The organism is Martinezella sp. CNPSo 3732, from assembly GCF_057784515.1.
Map to the genome: position 1 here is coordinate 1 of NZ_JBXSOO010000051.1, position 5,080 is coordinate 5,080.

A 5,080-nucleotide genomic window follows, 5' to 3' on the forward strand; every position below is an offset into this window, starting at 1 on the left:
TGAAGCGGAAAAGACATGCACGCCCAACCTTTCATTGAGCTGAAAGCAACTCCTCGGCTATCGGCGGTTCGCTTCGAATGGCTGCGGTTTCGCGCCCGTTGACGGAAGTCGGACTTCCATACAACGGCAAGCATTGCCTATCTTGGCATTTCCCGCATTGCGACTATTTAAGGTAAAGTGCTTTCATTGGGAGGGATCATCGATGAGGATCATTGCCGCAGCCCTTGTGCTGATGACGATCACGATAGCCGGGCCGGCATCGGCGATTTCCCGCTACGAGTCGCTCGGCAAAACTTGCGCATCGGTGCAGCAACTGATTGCCGCCGAACGGGCGGTGATACTGCGCTATCCATCGTCCCGTGGCGGTCCCGTTCTCTACGACCGTTATGTGGCCGGCCGCGGGCAATGCGACATCTCCGACTATGCCAGCCGCAGCTATGTGCCGACCAAGGATAACCCGGCCTGCCCCGTCTATAATTGCAAGCCGTCCTCGATCTTCAATCCGCATTGACGCGAATCAGCTTTTCTGCGGTTTATGCGTGTACGGAGTTACAAAACTCAATATAAAAAGACTTTTAGTTGAGCTCCACCCACATTTAACGCACATTTCGCGGGCAGATAGAGCACGCGCCCTTTATCGCGAAGGGTCAAAATATGGTGTAATCCGCCAGCCCTGTTTGAATAAGGAGATTGCGCAGTGAGTGCAAAAGTACCGAACCCGATCGATGCCTATGTAGGCTCTCGCGTCCGCACGCGCCGTCTTATGCTTGGCATGAGCCAGGAGCGGCTTGCCGAACAGATCGGCGTGACATTTCAACAGGTGCAAAAATACGAAAAGGGCACCAATCGCATCGGCGCCAGCCGGTTGCAGGCGATTGCCGGCGTGCTCGCCGTACCGGTTGCCTTCTTCTTCCAGCAGGATAATTCGCAGCCCCTGAACACCGATGGCCTCGGCGCAATCAACGGCCTGGAAGATCTATCGGATTTCCTGACGTCCAAAGAGGGCCTGAGCCTCAACAAGGCGTTCATGAAGATCAACGATCCAAGCATTCGCCAGTCCGTGCTGACGCTGATCAAATCGCTGGCAAGTGCTTCTGACGCGCTGCCAGATCACCTCCCACGCGCAACGAACGTATCGGTCGGCCTGCGCAACTGAAGCATTTTGCGCAAAAATGCGCAGCGCTTTTGCGACAGCGACATCAAAAACCTGAAGCGCAAGAAGCGGATTTGAGAGATCGCGATGCGCTTCAAGCCCTGAGTTCCCGCCGAGAATTTCAGTCTGTCTAGCCTGGCATCGGCTCGCAGAAGGTCGCGAAGATCGACATCCAGGCGGCACTAAAATCGCGCTGATAGCGGAAGCATGGGCGGATTTTGCGTGCAAATGTTCGACGTGAGGCTCCTTCCTACCCCTTGCAGGCCGCATTTCACGCCTTGAAATTGCAAAATCAAGAAATCGCCGCAATCACGCATCGTGTCACGCCGCATGTCACGCGCCAAGCTGCAAAACATCCGTTACGGTTTGCTGATGTTCCCGGCCAGACACGATTCGTCTGCCGGGAACGGGGGCAATAGAGGGCACGAAATGACAGCAGCACTTCCGATCGACGCAGCATACCAGGATCCGGACTCGCTCAAGGAACTGGCATCAATCGCTCGGCTCATCACTTATGCACGGCAGAGCGCCAAAAACCTGAATGCGGAATTCCCGGTCTGGTGCCTGGATTTGGCGCTCGGGGCTGTGCTACAGGAAATGTATGAAAATGGCTTGCCCAATCCCTTGTTCGAAGAGGGAACGGACATAGCAAACGTGGTGGCACACTGAATCAGAGTAATCCCGGCCTTTGCCGGATACGGAACGATGCCGGTATGGCTCAGCAAGCCGTATCGGCATTGCTCTTGGTGAGCTGAATCGTCGAGATGGCAGGCCGAAAGCATGTCGCACAGAGCCTGCAGCGGCTTTGCGACAATGACCTCCATAAAATCAAAACCCCACGCGCGGGAAGCGAATTCAAAGATCAAGGCGTTCGGAAGCTACCTTTGCGCGGCTGGACGCCGGCGGTAAAAATCGCGATGCAATGGCGCAGATGGCGCAACCGCGTTTCGCGGTCGGGCCAATCCTTCGGACGCCCCGGCCTCGAAATCATCGCATCGAAGATCATGCTCATCAACATGCGCGCTCCGCTTGCCGCATCGGCAATTTCGATCAAGCCGCGCCGCTGCTGCTCGACAAGCCAATCCGTGAGCAACTGCCGTGATGGTCTGGCGCCATAAGTGTGCAGTAGCCTGGCGATTTCAGGAGATTGCTGCGACTCACTGATGGCAAGGTGAATGAAGGCGTCCCGTTCGCGCTCCTGATCTTCATCGATGTCGATCATGAATATCATCTCGAGCGCCTTGTCGAACGGCAAATTCTCCTCAGTGGGCCGCGGCAGAGCCAGCATCGATGCGCGATGCTCAGCAATGATGGCCTTGAAGAGATCGGTCTTGCTCGGAAACAACCTGTAGAGGGTCTGCTTCGAAATCCGGCACCGGGCAGCAACCAGATCCATGGTTGTGCCGCCGTAACCCAGCTCATAAAAGGTTGCGCGCGCCTCCGCGACGATCTCCGCGCTGCGCGCATCGTCGTTCACGGTTTTCGGACGGCCGCGCGGGCGGGTCTTAGCCACCTGGTCGGCCTTGGCTGCTCGTTCCTTTGTCAGCACACCGTCTTGACCCCAACAGCCGAATACGATTGACATTTGAAGCCGTACAAATATTTTCTGTACGACTTGGTACTATAAATAAGGCAACAGGAAATAGCAACGTGCGAAAGCTCGCCCCTCCCACTTCTGCAGTCGCATATCCGGCGATACCAGCCCGCCTTACGGTTGGCCGCGGCTCGCTGACCGCCGTCGGAATTGTCGCCGCGATGTTACTGGTGGGCTGCAACCAGCAGAATTCCGCCCAGAACACCGCTCCCGCCGTCAAGACGGAAGTGAGCGCGATGTCGCTGCATCCGCAATCCGTCGCCATCACCGCCGAACTGCCCGGCCGCACCAGTGCCTACCTCGTCGCCGAAGTGCGGCCGCAGGTCGGCGGCATCATCCGCAGCCGCAATTTCAAGGAAGGCAGTGAGGTCCGGGAAGGCGACGTGCTCTACGAGATCGATCCGTCCTCCTATCAGGCATCGTATGACAGCGCCGCAGCCTCATTGCAGAAGGCGGAGGGCGCCGTGCCCAGCGCCCAGGCCAAGCTCGACCGCTACAAGGGCCTGAGCGCCCAGAACGCGGTCAGCAAGCAGGATTTCGATGACGCGCAGTCCACGCTCGTCCAGGCTCAGGCCGATGTCGCTTCCGCCAAGGCGGCCCTGGAGACCGCCCGCATCAATCTTGATTATACCAAGATGAGAGCGCCGATCTCCGGCCGCGTCGATGCGTCCACCGTCACCGTCGGCGCGCTCGTCACTGCCGATCAGACAACGGCGCTGACCACCATTCGTCAGCTCGATCCGATCAATGTCGATGTCACGCAGTCGAGCACCAACCTGCTCGAATTCCGCCGCGCCGTCGCCGACGGCCGGCTGAAAACGAGCGGCGACAACGTTTCCGTACATCTGACGCTTGAGGACGGCAGCCAATACAAGGAAACCGGCAAACTGGAATTTGCCGAATCCTCCGTTGCGGAAACGGTCGGCACCATCACCGTGCGCGCCGTCTTCCCCAATCCGGATCGCATCCTGCTGCCGGGCATGTATGTTCGTGCCACCATCCAGGAAGGTATTGCCGAAAACAGCTTCCTCGTGCCGCAGCGCGCCGTGACCCGCAACACGAAGGGCGAACCGATCGCCATGTTCGTGACCGCCGAGGGCAAGGTGCAGCAGCGGGTGTTGAAGGTGGAACGCAGCATCGGCAACAGCTGGCTTGTCAACCAGGGCGTTGCCGATGGCGATCGCGTGATCGTCGAAGGCGTCCAGCGTGTTCGTGACGGTCAGGAAGTCACCATTTCTCCGGTAACGATTGACGATGCGACCGGCGAAGTGAAGCAGGCTGCCGCCGATAGCAAACCGTCTACGGAGCAGGCCGGGCTGGAAAAGACCGATATGAAAGCCGCCTCCGGCGCGCAGAAGTGAGGTTAGACGATGTCTCGTTTTTTCATCGACAGGCCGATCTTCGCCTGGGTGATCGCCATCGTCATCATGCTGGCGGGCGCACTTTCGATCTTCACGCTGTCGATTTCGCAATATCCGCAGATCGCACCGACGACAGTCAGCATCAGCGCCACCTACTCCGGGGCTGATGCGGCAACCGTCGAAAACTCGGTGACCAAGGTCATCGAGCAGGGCATGACCGGTATCGACAATCTCGACTACATGACATCGACATCGACCTCGACGGGTCAGGCCTCGATTTCGCTGACCTTCACCAACAAGGCCGATCCCGACGTCGCGCAGATGCAGGTACAGAACAAGCTGCAGCTCGTCACCGCGCAGCTGCCGCAGACCGTTCAAAATACCGGCATCGTCGTCTCGAAATCGACCTCGAACTTCCTGATGGTCGTCGGCTTCGTGTCGACGGATGGGAAACTTAACTCGAACGACCTTGCCGATTACGTCTCCAGCACCCTGAACGACACGCTGAAGCGTATCGAAGGCGTCGGCAATACACAGATCTTCGGTGCCGGCTATGCCATGCGCATCTGGGTCGATCCGGACAAGCTTGCCAAATATCAGCTGATGGTGAGCGACGTAACGAGCGCAATCCAGGCCCAGAACTCGCAGGTCTCGGCCGGCCAGTTGGGTGCCCTGCCGCAGCGCAAGGGCCAGCAGCTCAATGCGACAGTCACGGCGAAGAGCCGCCTGCAGACGCCGGAGCAGTTCGAAAATATCATCCTGAAAAGCCAGTCCGACGGCTCGCTGGTGCGCATCAACGATGTCGCCACCGTGGAACTCGGAGCGGACAGCTATACGACGTCGACCACCTATAACGGTCATCCTTCCGCCGGTCTTGCGGTGATGCTCGCCTCCGGCGCCAACGCCATCAATACGGCCGAAGCGGTGCGGACAGCCATCGGCAATATGAGCGAGACCCTGCCGCCGAATGTC

General features: G+C 58.4%; 6 protein-coding genes. 5 read left to right on the forward strand and 1 reads right to left on the reverse strand.

Annotated features, from left to right (window positions below; translation table 11 throughout):
• Positions 1-202: 202 nt before the first annotated feature.
• From AC13RM_RS31385 to AC13RM_RS31395, 3 genes are all read left to right on the forward strand, one after another.
• On the forward strand, positions 203-511 hold the full coding sequence (locus tag AC13RM_RS31385) for a hypothetical protein (RefSeq protein ID WP_113231411.1): 309 nt from the start codon (positions 203-205) through the stop codon (positions 509-511).
• Between the two features lie 186 nt (positions 512-697).
• Entirely contained in the window at positions 698-1,156 is a 459-nt protein-coding gene (locus AC13RM_RS31390; RefSeq protein ID WP_113231410.1) for a helix-turn-helix domain-containing protein, read from the forward strand.
• Between the two features lie 426 nt (positions 1,157-1,582).
• Positions 1,583-1,822, forward strand: a complete 240-nt coding sequence (locus AC13RM_RS31395; protein WP_075853552.1) for a hypothetical protein — start codon at positions 1,583-1,585, stop codon at positions 1,820-1,822.
• Between the two features lie 193 nt (positions 1,823-2,015).
• On the opposite strand, the gene AC13RM_RS31400 is transcribed toward AC13RM_RS31395, so the two are convergent.
• Complete coding sequence (locus AC13RM_RS31400; protein WP_488556140.1) at positions 2,016-2,702, reverse strand: TetR/AcrR family transcriptional regulator; 687 nt, start codon at positions 2,700-2,702, stop codon at positions 2,016-2,018.
• Between the two features lie 101 nt (positions 2,703-2,803).
• Between AC13RM_RS31400 and AC13RM_RS31405 the strand changes: the two genes are divergently transcribed.
• Together AC13RM_RS31405 and AC13RM_RS31410 are read left to right on the forward strand one after the other, a co-directional pair.
• Positions 2,804-4,108: an efflux RND transporter periplasmic adaptor subunit gene (locus AC13RM_RS31405; protein WP_374819528.1), complete on the forward strand. Its 1,305-nt coding sequence runs from the start codon at positions 2,804-2,806 to the stop codon at positions 4,106-4,108.
• 9 nt (positions 4,109-4,117) lie between these two features.
• The coding region (locus tag AC13RM_RS31410) for an efflux RND transporter permease subunit (RefSeq protein WP_488556141.1) at positions 4,118-5,080 on the forward strand (963 nt) is incomplete at its 3' end.

What these genes read in the sequence shown, in the direction of transcription:
- AC13RM_RS31385 (WP_113231411.1), top strand. Translation starts at nt 203, where the DNA reads ATGAGGATCATTGCCGCAGCCCTTGTGCTGATGACGATCACGATAGCC.
- AC13RM_RS31395 (WP_075853552.1), top strand. Translation starts at nt 1,583, where the DNA reads ATGACAGCAGCACTTCCGATCGACGCAGCATACCAGGATCCGGACTCG.